The 1,335-nt window shown below is 68.8% G+C and carries 1 protein-coding gene; it reads right to left on the reverse strand.

Translation table 11 applies throughout. The features are described from left to right. On the reverse strand, positions 1-1,291 hold a 1,291-nt coding region (locus AC1DOC_RS33890), incomplete at its 3' end, for an enolase C-terminal domain-like protein (RefSeq protein WP_478131596.1). Positions 1,292-1,335 lie beyond the last annotated feature (44 nt).

Here is a 1,335-nt window from a genome sequence, read left to right on the forward strand (position 1 = left end):
GCGCATCGTTGCGCGCGCCCAGGCCATGCTTCAGGTACAGCTGGTGCGCCTTCTCGACCTCGTCCATGTCGAGCTCCACGCCCAGGCCGCCGCGCGTGGGCACCTTCACGTAGCCGCCCTCGATCTGCAGCGGGGCCTTGGTCAGGCGCTGGCCGTCCTGCCAGATCCAGTGCGTGTCGATGGCCGTCACCTTGCCCGGCGCGGCCGCGGCCACGTGCGTGAACATGGCCAGCGACACATCGAAGTGGTTGTTCGAATGCGAGCCCCAGGTCAGGCCCCAGGCCTGGCACAGCTGCGCCACGCGCACCGAGCCCTGCATCGTCCAGAAGTGCGGATCGGCCAGCGGAATGTCGACCGACTGCAGCGAGAGGCTGTGCACCATCTCCCGCCAGTCGGTGGCGACCATGTTGGTGGCCGTGGGCAGGCCCGTGGCGCGGCGGAACTCGGCCATCACCTCGCGGCCCGAGAACACGCCTTCGGCGCCGCAAGGGTCCTCGGCATAGGCCATGACGCCATGCAGGTCGCGGCACAGGCGGATCGCATCGGCCAACAGCCAGCCGCCGTTGGGGTCGAGCGTGACGCGCGCCTTGGGAAAGCGCTCGTGCAGCGCGCGGATGGCTTCCACCTCTTCCTCGCCGCGCAGCACGCCGCCCTTGAGCTTGAAGTCGGTGAAGCCGTAGCGCGCATGCGTGGCCTCGGCCAGGCGCACGATGGCTTCGGGCGTCATGGCTTCTTCGTGGCGCAGGCGAAACCAGTCGTCGGCGGCGCCGGGGTCGCTCTCGTAGGGCAGGTCGGTCTGGGTGCGGTCGCCCACGTAGAACAGGTAGCCGAGCATCTGCACGGCATCGCGCTGCTGGCCTTCGCCGAGCAGTGCGGCCACCGGCACTTCGAGGTGCTGGCCCAGCAGGTCGAGCAAGGCCGCCTCGACGGCGGTGACCGCATGGATGGTCACGCGCAGGTCGAAGGTCTGCTGGCCGCGGCCGCCGCTGTCGCGGTTGGCGAAAGCACTGCGCATGCTGTTGAGCACTGCGTGGTGTTTGCCCAGGGGCTGGCCCACGATGAGGCCGCGCGCATCTTCGAGCGTCTGGCGGATCTTCTCGCCGCCCGGCACTTCGCCCACGCCGGTGTGGCCCGCGCTGTCGGTCAGGATCAGCAGGTTGCGCGTGAAGAACGGGCCGTGCGCACCGCTCAGGTTCATGAGCATGCTGTCGTGGCCCGCGACGGGCACCACGCGCATGCCGGTGACCACGGGTGCGCCGGAGATGGGAGAAGCGGAGTCTGGAAGTGTCATTTTTTGCGCGAGCCCTGGAAGGAAAAATGCTGCTAGATCCGAAC

It is taken from the genome of Variovorax sp. 01T439_2 (genome assembly GCF_056398445.1).